Source organism: Brevibacterium sp. Marseille-P9724 (genome assembly GCF_902500275.1).
In the GTDB taxonomy this organism is placed as follows: domain Bacteria; phylum Actinomycetota; class Actinomycetes; order Actinomycetales; family Brevibacteriaceae; genus Brevibacterium.
In genome coordinates this window covers 106,856-126,510 of the sequence record NZ_LR722996.1, presented here as the reverse complement: position 1 = coordinate 126,510, position 19,655 = coordinate 106,856, and the positions used below count along the sequence as shown (strand labels likewise).

The window sequence follows — 19,655 nt, the reverse complement described above, 5'->3', positions numbered from 1 at the left end:
CCTGAGCCAGGATCAAACTCTCCACTAAAAACAAAAAGAAGATCCCAACCAAAAGAAAACTGACAAGAACAAAACAACACCAACAACCACAACAGCTGCCAGCATCATCCTGCTACAAATCAAAAAAATCCATGGCCAGAAAACAAAAAATCTGGCACCACGAAACAAACAAACACGCTATTGAGTTGACAAAGAACAGACGCCAAAACCTTTCAGTCCGCAACAGCGAACCTTCCAGAATTGCTATGTTCAGGCCGAGGTTTCAATCCGTTAATCTCAGGTTTCCCTGCGACCGGATCTCTACTCTACCCTGCGGATTTTCTCTTTGCAACTTGCTTCCGTGTGAAGCCAGTCACTCGAAGAACTCCGTTCCGAGTCTGCTGCCTGATCCAGTTGCCTGAATCAGCATCTACATCACCGGCGGACTCGCACCCGCCCGTTTTCGGCAGCGAGGGCTAACTTAGTACACAGAAGGGAGCGGACGCAAATCCGCTCCCTTCTTCCGTCTTCGCGGACCGACTTCGGTCAGTTATCGCGCACGATCACAGCACCCAGCGTTCGCTTGCCGCGACGCAGCAGAACAGCCGATCCCCCGTCAATCGGAAGGAGCTGCTGACCGGTGAGCGGCGCCTCGGCATCCGTGACCCGCTCGTTGTTGATGTAGGCGCCGCCTTCCTTCACAGCACGACGGGCGTCGCCCTTCGATTTTACGATCCCCGATCCCGCAAAAGCGTCAGCAACCGACAGTCCCGCCGGGATCGCAGAGCTGTCGACTTCCAGACTCGGCAGCGAAGCAACTGCCGAACCCAGCGTAGAAGGCTGGAGTTCGCGCAGGTCACCAGTGCCGAACAGCGCAGCCGCGGCGGCGAACGCCTGATCGGATTCTTCCTTGCCGTGTACGAGAGTCGTGACGTCCTCGGCGAGGGTTCGCTGCACCAAGCGCTTGTGCGGTTCAGCCTGGAACTGCTCGATGATGTCTTCGATTTCCTCCAGCGGACGCAGCGAGAACACGCGGAGGTAGCCCGGCGCATCGGCATCTGCCGTGTTGAGCCAGAACTGGCTGAAAGCGTACGGCGAGGTGAGCGAGGGATCCAACCACACGGTGCCGGATTCGGTCTTGCCGAACTTGGTGCCGTCAGCCTTGGTGATCAAGCGCGTGGACATGGCGTGCACCGATTTGCGCTCAACCCGGCGAATGAGATCAACACCGCTGGTGAGATTGCCCCACTGATCCGAACCGCCGGTCTGCAGCGTCACACCGTAGCGGCGGTTGAGCTCGAGGTAGTCATTGCCCTGCAGCAGCTGGTAGGCGAACTCGGTAAACGAGATGCCGTCTTCAGACTTCAGACGCGCGGCAACGGCTTCCTTGGCCAGCATGCGGTTAACGGAGAAGTGCTTGCCAACATCACGCAGGAAGTCCAGTGCGGAAATGTCCTTGGTCCAGTCGAGATTGTTGACCATGCGAGCCGCGTGCGGACCGTCGAAGTCCAGGAAGCGTTCAATCTGGGAGCGAATCTTCTCAACCCAGCCCTCAACGACATCGCGTTCATTGAGGGTCCGCTCCCCCGACATCCGCGGGTCGCCGATCAGACCGGTCGCACCGCCGACGAGCATGAGCGGGTAGTGGCCTGCCATCTGCAGGCGGCGGGCAACGAGCACCTGCACCAGATTGCCCATGTGAATACTGGGCGCAGTCGGGTCGAAGCCAACATAGAACGTCAGCGACCCGCCGGTGAGAGCTGCTCGAAGAGCGTCTTCGTCGGTCGTCTGCGCGGCAATTGCGCGAGCCTGGAGATCGCTGAGGACGTCGGTCACTTTTGGCCTTTCTGTTTCTGCTCTGTGGGAGCTTGAGCTCCACAGGGCATTCTACGTGTACAGACACGGCCGCGTGCCCAAGGTGCACGCGGCCGCCGTGTCGAGTTTGGTCAGTTCTGGGCGAACTCGCTGAGCAGGCGAAGCTGGGCCCGCGCGTTTTCCAGCTGAGTCTGCACGGCGCTGCGAGCGGTTCCGCCCTTGGCATTGCGCGAATCGACAGAGCCCAGGGTGCTGAGCACTTCGCGCATCTGCGGGGTGAAGTGCTCGGAGATTTCGGCGTAGTCGGCATCGCTGAGATCCCACAGTTCAACACCGCGGTCTTCGGCTTTCTTCACGGCAGCACCGGAAAGTTCGTGCGCCACGCGGAACGGCACACCCTCACGGACCAGCCATTCGGCAATATCGGTTGCCAGCGCAAAACCGCGCGGAGCAAGCTGCGCCATGCGCTCAGTGTTGAACTCCGCCGTCGCGATCATGCCGGCAAACGCCGGCAGCAGGAGTGTGAGCGTGTCAACCGCGTCGAAGATCGGCTCTTTGTCCTCCTGCAGGTCGCGGTTGTACGCCAGAGGCTGAGCTTTCAGTGTGACCAGCAGGCTGGTCAGATCGCCGATGAGCCGTCCCGCCTTTCCGCGGGTGAGCTCGGCGACGTCTGGGTTCTTCTTCTGCGGCATGATCGACGATCCAGTCGAGTAGTTGTCCGACAGTTTTATGAAGGAGAACTCATTGGTGTTCCAGAGGATGATCTCTTCGGACAGACGAGAAAGGTCCACGCCGATCATCGCCGTCACCCACGCGAACTCGGCGAAGATGTCGCGGCTGGCGGTGCCGTCGATCGAGTTCTCCGTCGAGGTGGGGAAGCCGAGGTCTTCCGCCACCGCCTGCGGGTCCAGACCGAGTGAAGAACCAGCCAGAGCGCCCGAACCATAGGCGGACACCGCGGCTCGCTTGTCAAGGTCGATGAGCCTTTCAACGTCACGCATGAGCGGCCACGCGTGGGCCAGCAGGTGGTGGGCAAGGAGAACCGGCTGAGCGTGCTGAAGGTGCGTGCGGCCGGGCATGGGAGCATCCGGGTGGGCTGCCGCCTGGGTCACGAGCGCTTCGACAACAGCAAGAACCTGCTGGGCAATGACGCGCGAAGAGTCGCGAACGTACATCCGGCCCATTGTGGCGATCTGATCGTTGCGGCTGCGGCCGGCTCGCAGCTTGCCGCCGAGCTCGGTTCCGGCAATCTCAAGCAGACCGCGTTCAAGAGCAGAGTGGACGTCCTCGTCGGATTCAACGGGAGCGAACTCTCCCGATGCCACCCGACGGCCCAGTTCGTCGAGGGCCTTGAGCATCCCCTCGAGTTCGGCTTCGTCAAGCAGCCCAGCCCTGTGCAGAACGCGAGCGTGAGCACGCGAACCGGCCAGGTCATACTGTGCCAGACGCCAGTCAAAATGCGTCGATTTCGAAAGCTTTGCCAAATCGTCGGCGGGACCGGAGCCGAACCGCCCGCCCCACAGGCTTACTCGTTCTGTCACGTCACAATCCTTTCTGCACACCGTAAAGCCCCGGCTCGACCCGACCAGTCCATTCTGACCGGCCGGGCTGAGTCGGGCACTCATCACGCCTGGTTCTGAACCCGCTGGTTGCGGTCGCTGGCCGTGCGGGCCGAAAGACCGTAGATGTCGATGAAGCCGCGGGCAGCCGACTGGTCAAAGGTCTGGCCCTCGTCGTAAGTGGCCAGCCCGAAGTCGTACAGCGAGTTCGGGGACTTCCGTCCGGTGACGACAGCGCGGCCACCGTGCAGGGTCATGCGGATATCGCCGTTGACGTGCTTCTGCGTATCGAGGATGAACGCGTCGAGCGAGCCCTTGAGCTCGGAGAACCACTGGCCGTCGTAGACGAGTTCGGTCCAGCGCTGCTCCACGGAGCGCTTAAAGCGTAGCTGCTCGCGTTCCAGCGTGATGCGCTCGAGTTCACGGTGAGCTTCGATCAGCGTGATCGCTCCGGGAGCTTCGTAGATTTCACGGCTCTTGATGCCCACCAGACGGTCTTCGACGATGTCGATCCGGCCGATGCCGTGCTGACCTGCGCGGTGGTTGAGCTTCTCAATCGCCTGCAGAGGTGTCACGGCCTCACCGTCAATGGCAACCGGAACGCCCTGTTGGAAGGTGATGACGACCTCATCGGGAGCCGGTGGGAACGCCGGGTCGTCGGTGTAGTCGTAGACGTCCTTGGTGGGGCCGTTCCAGATGTCTTCGAGGAAGCCGGTCTCAACAGCGCGCCCCCACACGTTCTGGTCGATGGAGAACGGGTTGGACTTGGTCGTGATGATCGGAAGGTCGTTCTTTTCGGCGTATTCGATTGCCGCTTCGCGCGTCAGCGCAAGGTCGCGGACGGGTGCGATGCAGTCGAGGTCGGGAGCCAGGGTCGTGATCGCGACTTCAAAGCGCACCTGGTCATTGCCCTTGCCGGTGCAGCCGTGGGCGACGGTGCTCGCACCGTACTGGCGGGCGGCTGCGACGAGGTGCTTGGCGATCAGCGGCCGCGACAGAGCGGAGACGTTCGGGTAGGCGTCCATGTACATGGTGTTCGCCTGCAGTCCCGGCATGCAGTACTCGGCGGCGAATTCGTCGCGCGCGTCTGCAACATAGGCTTCGACGGCACCGCAGTCCAGGGCGCGCTGGCGGACGGTTTCGAGGTCTTCCCCGCCCTGGCCTACGTCGACGGCCATTGCGACGACTTCCTTGCCGGTGGCTTCCTGGATCCAACCGATGGCGACAGAGGTGTCGAGGCCGCCGGAGTATGCGAGAACAATGCGATCAGTCATTGTGTTCTCCTTTCTTCTGGTATCTGAGTTCTGAATGTCTGTGGTCACACGCTGTCTGCGGCCAGGTCGAGCATGAAGCGGGCGACTTCTTCTCCCCCGTCCGGTTTGCGGGCGATGACCATAACGGTGTCGTCACCTGCAATGGTGCCCAGCACGTTCGGCAGCGACGAACGGTCGAGGGCGCTGGCCAGGTACTGGGCGGCACCGGCCGGGGTGCGCAGCAGGACGAGGTTGCCGGAGGCTTCCGCTGAAACCAGCAGCTCTTCGAGAAGCCGCTGAAGCTTCGCGTCGATGAGTTCGCCTCCCACACCCTGTTCTAGGGAGCGGTCACCGCCTTCTCCCGGAACGGCGTAGACCGCTCCGGCACTCGTGCGGACCTTGACCGCTCCGAGTTCCACCAGGTCGCGCGACAGCGTGGCCTGAGTGACGAGGATGCCCGCATCGGCGAGTCTGCCGGCCAGTTCCGACTGCGAGCGCACTCGGTGCCTGCGGATGATGTCCGCGATATGCGAATGGCGGGCAGTTTTTGTGCTGGGAACGGATGCGCTCTGTTGAGGCGCTGTCATGAGCGCCCCACCAGCCACGCGAGAAGCGCTTTCTGCGCGTGCAGCCTGTTCTCAGCCTCGTCGAAGACAACGGAAGCGGGACCGTCGATGACTTCGGCATCCACCTCGTGCCCCCGGTAGGCGGGCAGGCAGTGCATGAAGATCGGGTTCCGTCCCAGGTCCATGAGATCCTGAGTGACTCGATACGGCACGAACGGCGAGTCCTCGCCGGATCGGCCGTCGTCTTCCTGCCCCATGGAGATCCACGTGTCGGTTACGAGGACGTCGGCGGCGTGCGCGGCTGCGGCGGGGTCTTCCGTGACGAGCACCGAACTGCCGGTCGTTTCGCCCAGGCAGCGCGCTTCTTCCACGATGTGGACAGCCGGGTGTGCCGAAGCGGGTGCGGCAACGGCAACGTCCATTCCAGCATTCGCGCAGGCCAAAAGGTAGGAGTGCGCCATGTTGTTCGCTCCGTCGCCGAAATAGGCGAGTTTGAGCCCGGCAAGGCCATTGCCTTCACCCGTGCCGCGGTGCTCGCGGATGGTCAGCAGGTCGGCCAGCAGCTGGCACGGGTGGAAGTCATCCGACAGCGAGTTGATGACCGGCACGCTCGAATGCGCGGCCATTTCCTCCAGCCCCGCGTGGTCGAAGGTGCGCCACACAATGGCAGACACCATGCGAGAGAACACTCGCGCCGAATCGGCAATCGACTCCTTGTGGCCCATCTGAGACTCACCGGGGTTGATGATGAGCGGACTGCCCCCGAGGGAAGCGATTCCTGCGGCAAACGATACGCGGGTGCGCGTCGACGTCTTGTCGAACACAACGGCCACCGTCTGCGGTCCTGCCAACGGTTGGAAAGCGTAGGGCTCGGCTTTCATCCTCTGGGCGAGGTCAAGGACTTCACCCAGTTCTCCCGGTGTCAGGTCCGTGTCTTTGAGGAAATGTCGGGTCATTCGCTCTGTCCTCCTTTCTTGAGGATATCCGGCACGGCGGAAAGAAAAGCGCGGATCTCATCGGGGCTGATGATGAGCGGCGGTGCCAGGCGGATACGGTTCGGGCCCACGGCGTTGACGAGGAAACCGGCCTCGAGTGCGGCCGCGGTGAACTTCTTCGCTGAGACCGGCGCAATGTCGAAGGACAGCAGCAGACCCTCACCGCGGACATCGGTGACTCCCGGAATGGAGTCGAGGCCCCGGCGCAGCAGCAGCCCGGCTTCGCGGACGTGGTCGAGGACGGCGTCTGCTTCGATGACATCGAGAACCGCGTTGGCTGCCGCGCACGCAATGGGATTGCCTCCGAACGTTGTGCCGTGCTGGCCGGCCGTGAGAAGGGAAGAGACTTCTTCTCCGAAGGTCACGAGCGCGCCGATCGGCAGGCCCCCGCCCAGACCCTTGGCCAAGGTCATTGCGTCGGGCCGCACACCCTCGCCGATCGCCGGGTGCTGGAACGCGTACCAGCTGCCGGTCCTGCCGACACCGGTCTGCACTTCATCGAAGATGAGCAGGGCACCCACGGAATCGGCTGCTTCACGTGCCGCCGTGAGATAGCCCCGGGGGTGGGGGCGCACCCCCGCTTCCCCCTGAATGGGTTCGATGATGATTGCCGAGGTGTTCTCATCCACCGCGTTCTGAAGCGCCTGGACGTCACCGAAGGGAACATGCTGGGCTCCTGGCACCAGCGGAGCGAAAGGCTGGCGGTAGGCCTCTTTTGCCGTCAGCGACAGCGCACCCATAGTGCGGCCGTGAAAAGCGCCATCCACCGCGATGATCCCGGTGCGGCCGGGCTTGGCGCGGCGGGTGAGTTTGACGGCGGCCTCGTTTGCTTCACTGCCGGAATTGCACAGGAACACCTTCGAACCGGCCGGCGCCTGCGCTGTGCTGAGAATGCGCTGGGCCAAACGAATCTGCTGGTCCGAGGTGTAGAAGTTTGAGATCTGCCCCAGTTCGGCGGTCTGCCGACTGACGGCTTCGACAACTGCCGGGTGAGCGTGTCCCAGGCTGTTCACCGCAATGCCGCCGAGGAAGTCGACATAGCGCCTGCCATCGGAATCTTCGACTACCGCGCCTTTGCCCGTGACGAGCTTCTTCTGCGGATCTCCGTACACCGGCAGCAGACTGCCGCGATAATCATCCAGCCATTCAGCCATTGGTTCCTCCCTTGGCGGGTTTGACGTCGGCGATGAGCGTGCCGATTCCCATGTCCGTGAAGATTTCCAGAAGGACCGAGTGCGCGGTGCGGCCGTCGACAACGTGCACCTGTTTGACACCGGCATCCACCGCATCGAGTGCGGCAGTCATCTTCGGGATCATGCCGGAGTCGAGCTTCGGCAGCAGTTCGCGCAGCTCAGCCGGAGCGATTTCGCTGATGAGACTGTCGGTGTCAGGCCAGTCAGCGTAGAGTCCGGGGACGTCGGTGAGCATGATGAACTTATCGGCCCGCATCTCCCGGGCAATTGCCGCAGCGGCCAGGTCCGCGTTGACGTTGAGCGGATTGTCGCCGCTGGCGCCCAGCTCGGCAGCAATAGAGCACACCACCGGAACGCGCCCGGAATCCAGCAGGTCGTGCAGCAGCTGTGTATTGACAGACGTGATGTTGCCGACGCGGCCGAGACTCGTGAGCTCGCCATCCACCTCGACAGACGCGGGGGCAGCCAGCAGGAGATCGCCGTCCTCACCCGACAGGCCGACAGCTGCCGAGCCGTGTTCGTTGATGCGCGACACAATGCTGCGGTTCACGTGACCGGAGAGCACCATGCGGATGACGTCAATGGCTTCTTCAGAGGTCACGCGCTGACCGGCGACGAATTCGCTTTCGATTCCCAGCCGGTCGAGCATCGTGCTGATCTGCGGCCCACCGCCGTGGACGACGATCGGGCGGATGCCGGCAAAGCGCAGAAACGAGATGTCATCCGCAAAAGTCTGCTGCAGCTCCGGGGAGACCATGGCGTTGCCGCCGTATTTGATGACTATGGTGGCGCCCGCGAAAGTCTTGATCCACGGCAGAGCCTCCGTGAGGATCTCCGCTTTGGTCTGCGCTTTGACCAGGCGCTGGGCGGGTGAGAGTTTGTCGGTCATGATGCTGCAGAGCTGTTCTCGGTGACGTATTCGTGGGTGAGATCGTTGGTGAAGATCGTCGCTTCGGCCTGGCCGCTGTTGAGGTTGATCTCAATGTTGATCTTGCGGCCGAACTTCACCTTCGCGGGGTCTTCGTGCGGTGCAGTTGCCCGGCACACCTGAACTCCGTTGAAGCTGACGTCGAGGTTTTCGGGATCAAACTCCGCCTGCGCTGTGCCGACTTGCGCGAGAACGCGACCCCAGTTGGGGTCCTCCCCCATAAGTGCTGTCTTGACAAGGTTTGAGCGCGACACGGTGCGGCCGACTTCGACGGCGTCGTCTTCGCTCGCGGCTCCTGTAACGGTGATTTCAACGTCGTGGGCGGCACCTTCGGCATCGGCCATGAGCTGGCGGGCAAGGTCAGTGCACACCTCGGTCAGCAGGGCTGTGAATTCGGCTTCGTCCGCTTCTGCTCCGGCCCCCGACGACAGCAGTGCGACGGTGTCGTTAGTCGACCGGCAGCCGTCGGAGTCCAGCCGGTCGAAGCTTTTGGCCGTTGCACTGCGCAGCGCCCGGTCGAGCTGTTCTGGGCTGAGCTTGGCATCGGTTGTGATGACGACGATCATCGTCGCAAGTGACGGTGCGAGCATGCCTGCACCCTTGGCCATTGCGCCGATGGTGTAGCCGGAGCCTTCCGCGAGCGCTTCTTTGGAAACAGAGTCCGTGGTGAGGATGGCCTGTGCGGCATCGGCGCCACCGGACGCGGACGCAGATTCGACCAGACCCGGAACTCCCCCGACCAGCCGGGTGCGGAAGTCCTCTCCCCCGGTGCCGATGAGCCCGGTGGAGCACACGAGGACGTCGTCAGCACTGCATCCGACAGCATCCGCAACCGCGTGCGCGGTCAGCTTCGTCGTTTCGAAGCCGAAGTCACCCGTGAAGCAGTTGGCGCAGCCAGAGTTGATGATGGCCGCACGGACCTGGCCGTCGCGCGTGCGCGGCTGTGACCACTTCACGGGGTTCGCTTTGCACTTGTTGGAGGTGTAGACGACGGCGGCGTTTGTGCTGGGACCGTCGTTGATGACTACGGCGAAGTCCTTTTTGCCGCTCGGCTTGATGCCGACGGTGGTTCCGGCGGCGCGAAAGCCCGGTGCTGCGGTGACGCTCACGGTGCAACTCCTTCGTGTGGAAGATGTGATGTTTCTTCGAGTCCGAGCGCAATGTGCGCCGACTGCACCGCTTGGCCTGCGGTGCCGCGGACGAGGTTGTCAATGGCAATACAGACCGTGACGGTCGCGGCGCGGCCATCGAGGGCCCACTGCAGGTGGGCCTGGTTAGATCCCGCGGTCGCCGACGTGTTGGGCCACTGGCCGTGCGGCAGCACGGTGACAAAGGGTTCGGAATCATAGGCCGAGGCGAAAGCCGCGCTGATCTTCTCCTGTGCCTGGCCGACATCAGCACCGGCCGCAAGAGGCGCCGAGACGGTTGCCAGGATTCCGCGGGACATCGGCACGAGCGTCGGGGTGAAAGTGATGCGGGCGGAGCCTGCAAGGGGGTCTTCACCCGCCGCAAGAGCGAGGTTCTGTTCGATTTCGGGGATGTGGCGATGGGTTCCGCCGACCGCGTACGGGCTGGCCCCGCCGAGGATCTCGGAGGCCAGCAGGTGCGGTTTGAGAGCCTTGCCCGCACCTGATACGCCGTTGGCCAAAACGGCTGTCAGCCGGGTGTGGTCGATAAGTCCCGCGTGCACGAGCGGCTGCACTCCGAGGGTCACCGCCGTGACATTGCATCCGGGCACGGCGATGCGCGTGGCACCTTCCAGCTGCCTCCGCTGGGTGGTGTGGTCCGTGCTGCCGGGGCCAGCGAGCATGAGCTCGGGCAGACCGTAGGTCCACGTGCCGGGATGTTCCGAACCGTAGTAGCTTCTCCACGCGTCCGGGTCGATGAGCCGGTGATCGGCAGCGAGGTCCACGATGAGGGTTGCGGGGCTGAGCTTTTCAAGCTCAGCGGCGATGGCACCGGACTGGCCGTGCGGCAGGGCCAGGAACACAACATCGTGCCCAGCCAGAGTCGCGGCCGAAGAGTCCGCGATCGTCATGTCGGAATAGGCGCGCAGGTGCGGCTGTTGTTCGCCTAGGAGATGACCGACTGTGGAGTGTCCGCAGACGGTTGTCACCGTGAAGTTCGGGTTGCCTGCCAGCAGGCGGAGGACTTCCCCGCCCGCGTATCCCGTGGCTCCCGATACCGCGACTGAATAAACCATATGCATAAGCATACATTGACAAGATAAATTATTCATCAGTGATCCTGCTGTTGCCAGCATTTCAAGGAGGAACATGTACGCAGTTCAGGCAGTCCGACAAGGCGGACCCGAAGTTCTTGAGTACACCGAAGTCGAAACACCCTCCCCCGGTCCCGGCGAAGTCCTCGTCGACGTCAAAGCCGCCGGCGTGAACTTCATCGACACTTATCGGCGCGGCGGCATGTACCCCATGCCCTTTCCTCACATCGTCGGCGTTGAAGGCTCCGGGGTCGTTGCCGAACTCGGCGAGGGCGTTGAGGGCATTGACGTCGGTCAGCGCGTGGCCTGGACAGACGTTCACGGCTCCTACGCGCAGAACATCGTGGTCAAGGCCGAAGAGCTTCTGCCCCTGCCCGATGGCGTGGACTTCGAAACCGCTGCCGCCGTGCCCCTGCAGGGGATGACCGCGCAGTACCTGGTGACGGACTCCCACGAAATCAAGCCCGGCCAGACGGCTCTCGTCCACGCGACCGCCGGCGGTGTCGGCCTGCTGCTGACCCAGTTCATCAAACACCTGGGCGGCCGGGTCATCGGCACGGTGTCAACAGAAGAAAAGGCCGAACTGGCCCGCGCGGCGGGAGCCGATCACGTTTTCCTCTACGGGGACGGTGTCGACATCCGCGAAGAAGTCATGGCCTTCACCGACGGCAAGGGCGTTGACGTCGCCTATGACGGGGTCGGCAAAGACACTTTCGACGCCTCGCTGGCCTCTATCCGCCCGCGCGGATCCATGGTGCTCTTCGGCGCAGCTTCCGGTGCTGTTCCGCCGTTCGACATTCAGCGGCTGAACTCCAGCGGCGGAATCTTCTTGTCCCGGCCTTCCACGAAGTGGTTCATCGACTCCCCCGAAGAACTGCACAAGCGCGCGGGGCAGCTCTTTGCGGGACTCGACGAGGGATGGCTGAAATTCCGCGTCGGCCAGACCTTCCCGCTCGAACAGGCCCGCCAAGCCCACGAAGCCCTCGAGGGCCGCACGACCACCGGCAAGGTCGTGCTGACGGTCTGATTCAGTCGACACAGAGAACGAGGCGGAGGTCACCGAGATCGGTGAGCTCCGCCTCGTTCTTCTGCTGGGTCAGTCCATGCGCACGGCCAGCCGACGGAAGTCGTCGGCAAGACCAGCCGCGGCGGTCTCGGCAAGCGAATCCGGGGTGTCAAGGCCTGCGCGCACAAAGCGGCCGGAATAGGCGTCGAGGTCGCCCGAGGCGAGCGCGAGGGCCAAAGCTGCGACGTCTTCGGGATCAGTCCAGTCGGAACTGCCCCGCCAGTCGTGCATTGCCATCGAGCCGGTCATGTCGGATTCGATGACCCCCGGGGCCATTTCGAAGATCCGCAGGCCCTTGTCATAGCCGTAGACGTGTACCGAATCAGCCAGGCGGAACAGGGCTGCCTTGGATGCCGAGTAGGCAGCGTAAGCGGGTGTTCCCTGCGCGCCGGAACCGGAATTGAGATCGATGATCCGGCACGCCCGGCCCGTTGTGTCGGCTGTTTCCAGCAGGCGCTCGGCGAAGGCGCGAACAACAAGGAACGGCCCGCGAATGTTCGTATCAAGCGTGCGCATCAGCTGCTCGGCGGGAACATTCCACACGGGGCCTTCTGGGCTTTCCACCACGCCGGCGTTGTTGATGACCGTCGTAATGGGCTCGCCCAGCTGCTCTTCGATTTCTGCGGTGCGCTGGGCAAGAGCCTCAACTGATGTGGGGTCTGTCGCTTGGAGCTGCACACCAATGACCCGGGTGCCGCGAGCCTGGGCGATCTGCTGGGCCGCAGCGGCCGCACGGGCTTCGTCAGTTGCCGTGAGGATGACGTTCCACCCGTCGGCCGCGAAGCCATCGGCCAGGTGACGGCCGATGCCTCGCGAACCTCCGGTGATGAGGACGGTGCTCATGACTCTGCGCTCACGCCTCCCCGCCGGTGCGGGCTACCGCGCCGTATGCCTTTTCGACTGCGGCGGTTGCGGCTTCGCGCAGGGCCGAGGCCTCGTCGCTTGTCATAGTGCGGTCGGCTGCCCGGAAGGTCATGCGGAATGCAAGCGACTTTTTACCTTCCCCCACCTGTTCGCCCCGGTACTCGTCGAACAGTTCAAGCCCTTCGAGATCGCTGCCGATGGCTTCGCGCATGGTGTCTACAAGGTCGCCGATCACGATGCTGTCATCCACGATGAGCGCCACGTCCTGCCTGGACACCGGATAGGTGGACAGGGCACCCGACCAGCGGCGCTCTGCCGGAGCGTCCAGTACAGAATCGAGAACGACCTCGAATGCAACCGTGCGGGCCGGCAGTCCGAGCGTTTCGACGACCTTGGGGTGCAGCTCACCGGCGTGGCCGAACAGCGTGCCGTCTGCCAGGCGGAATTCAGCGCAGCGGCCGGGGTGGAACGGTGCGCGGTCAGACGCCGTCGGCGTCACGCTCTGGCCGAGAGCCGCTGCGATTCGCTTGACGATCTCGATCACGTCCATCGCTTCGGCCCTGCGGCCGTTGCCCCACACGCCTTCGAGGTCCCAGTTGCCCGACACGATCCCAGCCGCGTGCAGCGGCTGGTGGGGAACAGCGTCAAAGATCGCTGCGCGCTCTTCTTCCGTGGGGTAGTACCCCGGTGCGAAGGTTTCACTGGCCGGCAGCTGGGCAGTTTCAGGCTGGGTGACCAGCCCGATTTCGAACAGTGCGGTGTCCTTGAAACCGCGTCCCTGGTTGCGCAGCTGCGCGTCGACGAGTGTCGGCAGCAGCTCGGTGCGCAGCAGCGGCTGGTCGTCGCTGAGCGGGTTGGCCAAGCGCAGGTTGTTCCGTCGCGGATCGTCCTGCGGAATCCGGAGGGCGTCCTGCCGTGCTTCTGACGTGAACGGGTAGGTCAGCACTTCTGTCAGGCCGAGGTCGGCAAGCAGGTTCGACACCGCGCGGCGGGATGTCTGGCGGCGGGTGAGCCCTTCTCCGCCAGGGGCCTGCGGAACAATTGACGGGATCTGGTCGTAGCCGTTGACTCGCGCGATTTCCTCAACGAGGTCTTCCGCGTCGGTCAGGTCCGGGCGCCACGACGGCACTGTCACGCTGTAGTCGGCACCGCTGTCGTCGACTTCGCAGCCGACGGCGCGCAGGGCGCCGATCACTTGGTCATCGGTGTAGTCAATGCCCACGAGTTCTGCCGTGCGGGTCTTCGGCAGGCTCACCTCACGAGGCGCCGGAAAACTGCCGGGGACCGATGCTGTTGCGTCTGCCTGGCCACCTGCCATCTGGGTGAGCAGCTGTGCGGCGCGGGCGACTGCGGCCGGGCCCAGCGCCGGGTCGACTCCGCGTTCGAAGCGCTTGGCGGCTTCGCTCGGCAGGCGGTGCCTGCGGGCTGTGCGGGCAATCGACACGGGGTCCCAGTGAGCGCCTTCGATGAGCACATCGACGGTCGTGTCGCTGACTTCGGAATCTGCCCCGCCCATGACACCGGCCAGGCCGAGAAGCTCTTCGCTGCCGTCGGCGCTGATTCCGGTGACCACCACGTCTTCTGGGTGAATGCTCCGTTCGACGTCGTCGAGCGTGGTGAGCTTGTCGCCCTTGCGACCGCGGCGTACGACGATCCGCTCGCCGACGTTGGCGAGATCGTAGGCGTGCAGCGGCTGGCCGAGTTCGAGCATGACGTAGTTGGTGATGTCCACGACCAGCGAAATGGGACGCATGCCAGCCTCCAGCAGGCGCTTGGCCATCCAGAACGGGGTCTGTGCTGTCGGGTCGATGCCGCGCACGCGCAGGGCTGTGAAGCGGGTGCAGCCGTCGTTGCCGTGAATGGGGGCGTCGTCGGTGAGCTCGACCGGGTGTCCCTCACCGGCAACGACCGGGGCGACCGCCAGGGCGGGGTCGGCGTAGTTCTGCTCTTTCAGAAGAGCGTATTCGCGGCCGATGCCGCGCATCGACATCTGATATCCGCGGTCGGGCGTGATGTTGACGTCGAGGACTTCGTGGTTCAGACCCAGCAGTTCCGCGGCGTCTTGGCCTGCGGTCAGATCGGCAAAGCCGAACTCGGTGAGCACGATGATGCCGTCGTGATCATCACCCAAGCCCAGTTCGCGCGCCGAGCAGATCATGCCGTCAGAGATGTGGCCGTAGGTTTTGCGTGCCGCAATCGCGAAATCACCGGGCAGAACAGCACCGGGCAGCGCTGCGACAACGTAGTCGCCGACGCCGAAGTTGTGTGCACCGCACACAATGCCCTGCGGTTCTTCGCGGCCGACGTCGACGGTGCACCAGTTGATGGTTTTGCCGTTGGAGTGCTTTTCGGGTTCGCAGGTCAGGACTCGGCCGACCACCAGCGGGCCGGTGACTGCCGGACCGATGTAGTCCTCTTCTTCCAAGCCGATGCCAGCAAGTTCAGCAGCGAGTTCGTGAGCGTCGAGGTTCTTAGGCAGGTCGACGTATTCGGCCAGCCATTCCAAGGGTACGAGCATCAGTTCATCACTCCGAAAGCCTTCGAGAAGCGGATATCGCCTTCCACCATGTCGTGCATGTCGTTGATTCCCTCACCCAGCATGAGCGTGCGTTCGATGCCCATGCCGAAGGCAAAGCCCTGGTAGACATCCGGGTCAATGCCGGATGCGCGCAGCACGTTGGGGTGGACCATGCCGCAGCCACCCCATTCGATCCAGCCGGGGCCGCCTTTCTTCTGGGGGAACCAGAAGTCGATTTCGGCACTCGGCTCGGTGAACGGGAAGAAGCTGGGGCGCAGGCGCGTGTATGCTTCCGGACCGAACATGGCGCAGGCAAAAGCATCGAGCGTGCCCTTCAGGTGTGCCATTGTCAGGCCCTTGTCAATGGCGATGCCCTCAACCTGATGGAACACCGGGGTGTGCGTGGCATCGAGTTCGTCAGTGCGGAAGGTCTTGCCGGGGCAGACCACGTAGAGAGGAACACCGCGGTTCAGCAGCGAACGCGACTGCACCGGCGAAGTGTGGGTGCGCATGACCAGGTGGGCCGATGCGGGCTCGACGAAGAACGTGTCCTGCATCTGGCGGGCCGGATGGTCGGGACCGAAGTTGAGCGAATCGAAGTTGAGCCATTCGTGTTCGACTTCGGGGCCTTCCGCAACTTCCCAGCCGTGGCCGACGAAGTGGTCGGCAATCTTCTCCTGCAGCAGCTGCAGCGGGTGGCGGGCGCCGACCGGCCGACGGGTGGAGGGTCCGGTGACGTCAATGGCCTCGGCGACGAGCACGCGGGCGTCGCGTTCGGCTTCGAGTTCTTCCTGGCGGGCTTTAAAGGCCTGGGCGATCCGTCCGCGTGATGTGCCCACAAGCTTTCCGGCCTGGGCCTTCTGGGATTTGTCGAGCTTTCCGATTTCGCGGTTGGCAAGGGCCAGCGGGGCTTTATCACCCATGTGCGCAATGCGAACCGTCTTGAGTTCGTCGAGGTCGTCGGCTGCGGCAAAAGCCGTCAGCGCTTCCTCCATTGCAGCGGTGACGGCAGCCTCGTCAAGCGGGTCAATGACGGACATCTGCCTTCTTTCTCAGATGGTTGGACAACGTTCTGCAGTCTAGCGAACCGTCAGATCATGCGGACGTGCTTGGCGGATTCATAGACGGCAATCGAGGCGGCGGTGGCCAGATTGAGGCTTTCTGCTTTTCCGTAGATGGGGATGGCCACGGCGGCGTCGGCCTGCGCTCGATCAGCTTCTGGAAGTCCCCAGGCTTCGTTGCCGAACACCCACGCGGTTGGACGGGCGAGGTCAAGGCCGGTATCCCACGGAACGTGAAGGTCGTGAGCCGGCGGATGGCCGTCAGCGGCGAGGATCTGCAGGCCGCGGGCGCGCGCCAGTTCGGTGACTTCTGGAAGGCCGACCCCGGTCACCACCGGCAGGTGAAAGATCGATCCGGCGGTCGATCGCACGGCCTTCGGGTTGTAGACGTCAACACTCGAGGAGGTGATGATGACACCGTCGGCACCGGCGGCATCCGCTGCGCGCAGGACGGTTCCGGCGTTGCCGGGATCCCGCACTTGGCTGAGCACGACAAGGAGCTTTGCCTCCTTGGTCACCACCGAGGTCAAGTCAGCGTGAAGCTGTTCGACGACGGCGATCATTCCCTGGCTGTTGACAGTCTCAGCCACCGAAGCCAGCGCTTCCGGAGCCGTCTGCTTGATTTTAATGCCGGCTTTGCGTGCGGCCTCGATGATGTCGGGGTTGCGCTCGGCCGCTTCGACGGTCGCCCACACATCGAGGACGGCCCCTGTCCCCCGCGGTGCCGCCTGACCGGGCTCAACGTGCAGCGTCACGGCCTTGGGGCGGTTTTCGGCCTGGTGGCGTAAGGCCTCGCGGATGCCCTGCGGACCTTCTACGAGGAATCTTCCCGACTTGGCCCGACCCTGTTTGCGGTCGAGCTTCGCGGCTTCGCGCAGTCGGCGGGATTTCGGGGACGTCACTTCCGGCCCGTGCAGACCGGGATGGATGTCGCTTTCCATAACCTCACTCAGTTCTTCTGGACGGTATGCGCAGCCTCAGCTGTCGGGAAACGAAAACGCGGGGGCCAAACAGCCCCCGCGTTTTCACAGCTGCACTCAGGCAGCAGGCGTCTTCGGCGCGTTCACGTCTGACGGAAGTGCGTTCTTGGCGACTTCCACAAGCTTGGTGAACACGGCTGCGTCGTTGACGGCCAGTTCGGCGAGCATACGACGGTCGACTTCAACACCAGCGGCTTTGAGACCCTGGATGAAGCGGTTGTAGGTCATGCCGTTGGCGCGGGCGCCAGCGTTGATGCGCTGGATCCAGAGGCGACGGAAATCGCCCTTGCGCTTGCGGCGGTCGCGGTAGTTGTAGACCAGCGAGTGGATGACCTGTTCTTTGGCCTTGCGGTACAGGCGCGAACGCTGTCCGCGGTAGCCGCTCGCCCGGTCGAGGATGACCCGGCGCTTTTTGTGGGCATTGAGAGCCCTCTTGACACGTGCCACGTGTACTCCTTCAGATGAATGTCACAGCGGTAGGGCTGTGGTGCGCTTTGGTCAGGCCTTGCCCAGCAGCTTGCGGGCCTTGGCGGCGTCGCCGCCGGTCATGACTTTGTCGGTGCCGCTGATGCGGCGCTTACGGCGCGAGCTCTTGACTTCTGCGAGGTGGCGGTTGCCGACACCTTCGCGCATGAGCTTGCCGCTGCCGGTGACGCGGATGCGCTTCTTCGTACCGCTGTGGGTCTTCTGCTTCGGCATTGTGCCGTTCTCCTTCAGTCGGCCCTCGGAAACCCGTCCCGAGGGTAGTGGCTCTGGGGCGCTGGGCGCTCCTGAACCGATGTCAGTTCTGGTTTCGCTGCTCGGCCTTGGCCTGAGCAGCGCGGTCGCGACGCGACTTGACTTCGGTGTATGTGCCCTTGGCACCCGCGGTCTCCCTGCGCGATTCTGCGCGGGCGTCTGACTTCGAACGCGTCGGTGCGAGCACCATGACCATGTTGCGTCCATCAAGCCGAGGTGAGGATTCAACGGTGCCGTATTCGGCAACCTCCTCGGCCAGCTTCTCAAGCAGCCGCATGCCCATTTCCGGGCGGGACTGTTCGCGTCCGCGGAACATGATCATGACCTTGACCTTGTCTCCGCCGTTGAGGAAGCGGACGACGTGGCCCTTCTTGGTTTCGTAGTCGTGGTCGTCGATCTTGAGTCGGAACCGGATTTCCTTCAGGGCCGTGTTGGCCTGATTCTTCCGTGCTTCGCGTGCCTTCTGGGCAGTTTCGTACTTGAACTTGCCGTAGTCCATGAGTTTGACCACCGGAGGCTTCGCCTTGGGCGCAACCTCGACGAGGTCAAGATCGGCTTCGCGTGCCAGGTCGAGTGCCTTGCGGATGGCGACGATCCCGACCTGCTCTCCGTTGGGCCCGACCAGACGGACCTCAGGTACTCGAATCCGATCGTTGATGCGCGGCTCGCTGATGTGCATGCTCCTTAACTCAGATGGTGATCACGGTGTTCAAGGGAACAGAAAAGCTCCCTTTGAACACGCAAAGGGAGCTTGAAACGCTGCCGGTGAACATTCTTCACCTCAGTGCCCAACAGCCGGAAAGCAGATCCTGAAGCCCGCTTGTGCCAGCTGTTTTCGCTGACCCGATTGCCCTTGGCAATCCAGGTGGGAGTCAATCTCCACTTTGCACGCCCTCCAGCTTACACGACACTCAGGCGTTTTTCACACTCGGATGTGGGAAGCTTGGGGACATGACAGAAAACCGCCACACTTTTTCCGATGATCACACTGCCGCCGACCACGCGCGCGCAGAGCAGCAGGCGCTGCGAGATATTGCCGACGTACCTGCTGTCGAGGTCATTTCATCTGCGGCCATCCACCTGATGAGTGCCGCTGCCGTGAAGTGCGGACTGGCCGAAGACACTGAAGAGTCCAATGGCAAAGACCTACAGGACCTCGATGAGGCGCGCAAGCTCATCAACGCACTGGCGGGTCTTGTCACCTCGTCCGCAGTCGACCTCGGCGACCAGCACGCCCGGCCCCTGCGAGACGGCCTGCGCAGCCTGCAGCTGGCCTTCCGCGAAGCCTCCCCCTTCCCCGACGTTCCCGGTTCAGGCCCGGGCGAAAAGTACACCGGCCCCGTTTCCTGAGCTCCCCCGCACGGCCCGACACTTCCAAACGAAGCACGCATTCCCAGCCGGCACCTCGTGGTGCCGAGCGGCCTTTTGGCGAGTTAGGCTCCCCTTTCTTGGACTCATTCCAGAAAACGCCTACGGTTGAGTTGTGACCACGAGTGCTGCCGACACGATCAGAGCCGCCGGACTGCGCGTGACTGCGCCCCGTCTGGCGGTCTATGACGTGTTGGAACACGACCACACCCACGCAGACGCCGACAAGGTCTTCCGCGCAGTGCGCGAAAAACTCGGCACGGTGTCAGTGCAGACGGTGTACGACGTGCTCAGCGCGTTCGCGCGCACACAGCTTGTCAGGGTCATCGATCCGGCCGGCTTCGCGTCGGCCAGATACGAAATCAACCGCAACGACAATCACCATCACCTCGTGTGCCGAACATGCGGTGACATCCGCGATGTCGCCTGCGCACCCGGCAGTGCTCCGTGCCTGAGCCCCGCCGAGGACTTCGGCTTCACAATCGACGAAGCCGAAGTCGTCTACTGGGGGCAGTGCCCCCAGTGCGAGCTCAGGAACTCTCTGTAACTCC

The 19,655-nt window shown here is 63.3% G+C and carries 19 protein-coding genes; 3 read left to right on the top strand and 16 right to left on the bottom strand.

Going from position 1 to position 19,655, the window contains the following annotated elements:
• Nucleotides 1-525 precede the first annotated feature (525 nt).
• From tyrS to argC, 9 genes are all read right to left on the bottom strand, one after another.
• Entirely contained in the window at nucleotides 526-1,815 is a 1,290-nt protein-coding gene (gene tyrS, locus GC119_RS08880; RefSeq protein ID WP_070777169.1) for a tyrosine--tRNA ligase, read from the bottom strand.
• A 110-nt stretch (nucleotides 1,816-1,925) separates the two neighbouring features.
• Nucleotides 1,926-3,335 carry an argininosuccinate lyase gene (argH, locus tag GC119_RS08875; RefSeq protein WP_070777168.1) on the bottom strand — a complete coding sequence of 470 codons (1,410 nt, stop codon included), beginning with the start codon at nucleotides 3,333-3,335 and terminating at the stop codon, nucleotides 1,926-1,928.
• Between the two features lie 83 nt (nucleotides 3,336-3,418).
• Nucleotides 3,419-4,627, bottom strand: coding sequence for an argininosuccinate synthase (locus GC119_RS08870; RefSeq protein ID WP_070777167.1), 1,209 nt, complete (start codon nucleotides 4,625-4,627; stop codon nucleotides 3,419-3,421).
• Nucleotides 4,628-4,671: 44 nt separating this feature from the next.
• Nucleotides 4,672-5,193: an arginine repressor gene (locus tag GC119_RS08865; protein ID WP_070574403.1), complete on the bottom strand. Its 522-nt coding sequence runs from the start codon at nucleotides 5,191-5,193 to the stop codon at nucleotides 4,672-4,674.
• Nucleotides 5,190-6,128 carry an ornithine carbamoyltransferase gene (argF, locus tag GC119_RS08860; protein WP_070574401.1) on the bottom strand — a complete coding sequence of 313 codons (939 nt, stop codon included), beginning with the start codon at nucleotides 6,126-6,128 and terminating at the stop codon, nucleotides 5,190-5,192. Before argF ends, GC119_RS08865 begins: the two co-directional genes overlap by 4 nt.
• Complete coding sequence (locus tag GC119_RS08855; protein WP_083304144.1) at nucleotides 6,125-7,321, bottom strand: acetylornithine transaminase; 1,197 nt, start codon at nucleotides 7,319-7,321, stop codon at nucleotides 6,125-6,127. The genes argF and GC119_RS08855 overlap by 4 nt, the downstream gene beginning before the upstream one ends.
• Nucleotides 7,314-8,249, bottom strand: coding sequence for an acetylglutamate kinase (gene argB, locus GC119_RS08850; protein WP_083304143.1), 936 nt, complete (start codon nucleotides 8,247-8,249; stop codon nucleotides 7,314-7,316). Before argB ends, GC119_RS08855 begins: the two co-directional genes overlap by 8 nt.
• Nucleotides 8,246-9,397, bottom strand: a complete 1,152-nt coding sequence (gene argJ / locus GC119_RS08845) for a bifunctional glutamate N-acetyltransferase/amino-acid acetyltransferase ArgJ (protein ID WP_070574397.1) — start codon at nucleotides 9,395-9,397, stop codon at nucleotides 8,246-8,248. Before argJ ends, argB begins: the two co-directional genes overlap by 4 nt.
• On the bottom strand, nucleotides 9,394-10,491 hold the full coding sequence (gene argC, locus GC119_RS08840) for an N-acetyl-gamma-glutamyl-phosphate reductase (protein WP_083318924.1): 1,098 nt from the start codon (nucleotides 10,489-10,491) through the stop codon (nucleotides 9,394-9,396). The genes argJ and argC overlap by 4 nt, the downstream gene beginning before the upstream one ends.
• A gap of 73 nt (nucleotides 10,492-10,564) precedes the next feature.
• Between argC and GC119_RS08835 the strand changes: the two genes are divergently transcribed.
• Nucleotides 10,565-11,536, top strand: coding sequence for a quinone oxidoreductase family protein (locus tag GC119_RS08835; RefSeq protein ID WP_070777165.1), 972 nt, complete (start codon nucleotides 10,565-10,567; stop codon nucleotides 11,534-11,536).
• A 69-nt stretch (nucleotides 11,537-11,605) separates the two neighbouring features.
• Here GC119_RS08835 and GC119_RS08830 read toward each other — a convergent pair whose 3' ends face one another.
• The 7 genes from GC119_RS08830 to infC all read right to left on the bottom strand — a co-directional run bounded on the left by GC119_RS08830 (nucleotide 11,606) and on the right by infC (nucleotide 18,415).
• Nucleotides 11,606-12,418 carry an SDR family NAD(P)-dependent oxidoreductase gene (locus tag GC119_RS08830; RefSeq protein WP_070777164.1) on the bottom strand — a complete coding sequence of 271 codons (813 nt, stop codon included), beginning with the start codon at nucleotides 12,416-12,418 and terminating at the stop codon, nucleotides 11,606-11,608.
• 10 nt (nucleotides 12,419-12,428) lie between these two features.
• Nucleotides 12,429-14,957: a phenylalanine--tRNA ligase subunit beta gene (gene pheT / locus GC119_RS08825; protein WP_070777163.1), complete on the bottom strand. Its 2,529-nt coding sequence runs from the start codon at nucleotides 14,955-14,957 to the stop codon at nucleotides 12,429-12,431.
• Nucleotides 14,957-15,997 carry a phenylalanine--tRNA ligase subunit alpha gene (gene pheS / locus GC119_RS08820; RefSeq protein ID WP_151952928.1) on the bottom strand — a complete coding sequence of 347 codons (1,041 nt, stop codon included), beginning with the start codon at nucleotides 15,995-15,997 and terminating at the stop codon, nucleotides 14,957-14,959. The genes pheT and pheS overlap by 1 nt, the downstream gene beginning before the upstream one ends.
• A gap of 50 nt (nucleotides 15,998-16,047) precedes the next feature.
• Nucleotides 16,048-16,959: a TrmH family RNA methyltransferase gene (locus GC119_RS08815; RefSeq protein ID WP_070574387.1), complete on the bottom strand. Its 912-nt coding sequence runs from the start codon at nucleotides 16,957-16,959 to the stop codon at nucleotides 16,048-16,050.
• 96 nt (nucleotides 16,960-17,055) lie between these two features.
• Nucleotides 17,056-17,445 carry a 50S ribosomal protein L20 gene (rplT, locus tag GC119_RS08810; RefSeq protein ID WP_070574386.1) on the bottom strand — a complete coding sequence of 130 codons (390 nt, stop codon included), beginning with the start codon at nucleotides 17,443-17,445 and terminating at the stop codon, nucleotides 17,056-17,058.
• Nucleotides 17,446-17,496: 51 nt separating this feature from the next.
• Complete coding sequence (gene rpmI / locus GC119_RS08805; protein WP_019174918.1) at nucleotides 17,497-17,697, bottom strand: 50S ribosomal protein L35; 201 nt, start codon at nucleotides 17,695-17,697, stop codon at nucleotides 17,497-17,499.
• Between the two features lie 82 nt (nucleotides 17,698-17,779).
• Nucleotides 17,780-18,415, bottom strand: coding sequence for a translation initiation factor IF-3 (gene infC, locus GC119_RS08800; protein ID WP_070574385.1), 636 nt, complete (start codon nucleotides 18,413-18,415; stop codon nucleotides 17,780-17,782).
• Between the two features lie 272 nt (nucleotides 18,416-18,687).
• Between infC and GC119_RS08795 the strand changes: the two genes are divergently transcribed.
• Nucleotides 18,688-19,086, top strand: a complete 399-nt coding sequence (locus GC119_RS08795) for a DUF1844 domain-containing protein (RefSeq protein ID WP_070574383.1) — start codon at nucleotides 18,688-18,690, stop codon at nucleotides 19,084-19,086.
• Nucleotides 19,087-19,219: 133 nt separating this feature from the next.
• Nucleotides 19,220-19,651, top strand: a complete 432-nt coding sequence (locus GC119_RS08790) for a Fur family transcriptional regulator (RefSeq protein WP_070574381.1) — start codon at nucleotides 19,220-19,222, stop codon at nucleotides 19,649-19,651.
• Nucleotides 19,652-19,655: the final 4 nt, after the last annotated feature.

Coding starts and splice junctions, on each gene's coding strand:
- GC119_RS08870 (WP_070777167.1), bottom strand. CDS start 4,627: ATGACTGATCGCATTGTTCTCGCATACTCCGGCGGCCTCGACACCTCT.
- GC119_RS08865 (WP_070574403.1), bottom strand. CDS start 5,193: ATGACAGCGCCTCAACAGAGCGCATCCGTTCCCAGCACAAAAACTGCC.
- argF (WP_070574401.1), bottom strand. CDS start 6,128: ATGACCCGACATTTCCTCAAAGACACGGACCTGACACCGGGAGAACTG.
- GC119_RS08855 (WP_083304144.1), bottom strand. CDS start 7,321: ATGGCTGAATGGCTGGATGATTATCGCGGCAGTCTGCTGCCGGTGTAC.
- argB (WP_083304143.1), bottom strand. CDS start 8,249: ATGACCGACAAACTCTCACCCGCCCAGCGCCTGGTCAAAGCGCAGACC.
- argC (WP_083318924.1), bottom strand. CDS start 10,491: ATGGTTTATTCAGTCGCGGTATCGGGAGCCACGGGATACGCGGGCGGG.
- GC119_RS08835 (WP_070777165.1), top strand. CDS start 10,565: ATGTACGCAGTTCAGGCAGTCCGACAAGGCGGACCCGAAGTTCTTGAG.
- GC119_RS08830 (WP_070777164.1), bottom strand. CDS start 12,418: ATGAGCACCGTCCTCATCACCGGAGGTTCGCGAGGCATCGGCCGTCAC.
- pheT (WP_070777163.1), bottom strand. CDS start 14,957: ATGCTCGTACCCTTGGAATGGCTGGCCGAATACGTCGACCTGCCTAAG.
- pheS (WP_151952928.1), bottom strand. CDS start 15,997: ATGTCCGTCATTGACCCGCTTGACGAGGCTGCCGTCACCGCTGCAATG.
- GC119_RS08815 (WP_070574387.1), bottom strand. CDS start 16,959: ATGGAAAGCGACATCCATCCCGGTCTGCACGGGCCGGAAGTGACGTCC.
- rpmI (WP_019174918.1), bottom strand. CDS start 17,697: ATGCCGAAGCAGAAGACCCACAGCGGTACGAAGAAGCGCATCCGCGTC.
- infC (WP_070574385.1), bottom strand. CDS start 18,415: ATGCACATCAGCGAGCCGCGCATCAACGATCGGATTCGAGTACCTGAG.
- GC119_RS08795 (WP_070574383.1), top strand. CDS start 18,688: ATGACAGAAAACCGCCACACTTTTTCCGATGATCACACTGCCGCCGAC.